Here is a 699-nt window from a genome sequence, read left to right as displayed (position 1 = left end):
TCACCGGTGCTTTTGGGACCGGGTTGAACAGCCTCAATGCCGCCCTGACCGCAGCCTTCAGCGGCGGTCTACCTACTCTGACCGCGGCCTTCAACGGCGGTCTGGGTGCTCTGCAAACCGGGTTCAACGCCTTGGTCGCCACGGGCGGAGATCTGGCCGCCAACCTCGGTGCAGCGCTGGGTGGATCCTTCAGCGGTGGCATCAACGGTCTCAGCGCCGCTCTCAATGCTGCACTGGCCAACCTCAACGCATCCGTGTCGGCGAACCTCAGCGCCAACATCGGCGCCGAACTGGGTGCAGCGCTGTCGGGTTCGCTGAATGGCCTGGTGGACGCTGGTGAGGCTCTCTCGGCAGGCCTGGCCTCGAGCTTGTCGGGTCTCGGTCAAACCGGTGCGGCCGTGACGGCTAACCTCGCGGCCGCGCTGGCAGGAAGCAGCCAGACCGGTATGGCCCTCGCGAGCATCTGGGCCAACGCGGTCACTCAAGTCACCGAAGTCTTCACCGACGCCTTCGGCGCCAGCCTCGGTACCGGTCTTTCCGGATTCGTCCAGACCGGTGGTCCGCTGGTGGCCGGTATCGAGACCGCGCTCGCCGGGCTCGCTCAGACCGGCGGGTCTCTGCTGGCGTCCCTGAACTCCACCGCGGTTAACCTGGCCGTCAGCCTGAACAACGCGTTGCTGAACCTGCAGCTGGCTCTGC

1 protein-coding gene is annotated in these 699 nt (G+C 66.4%); it reads left to right on the top strand.

All coding sequences use genetic code 11. The features are described from left to right. Window positions 1-699 (top strand): hypothetical protein (locus A9X01_RS30525; protein WP_172832523.1); only part of this gene is annotated, 699 nt, incomplete at both ends.

The organism is Mycobacterium asiaticum (assembly GCF_001668675.1).
Taxonomy (GTDB): Bacteria; Actinomycetota; Actinomycetes; order Mycobacteriales; family Mycobacteriaceae; genus Mycobacterium; species Mycobacterium asiaticum_D.
Note: the sequence above shows the minus strand (reverse complement) of the source record. Positions and strands in the feature narration are given on the sequence as shown.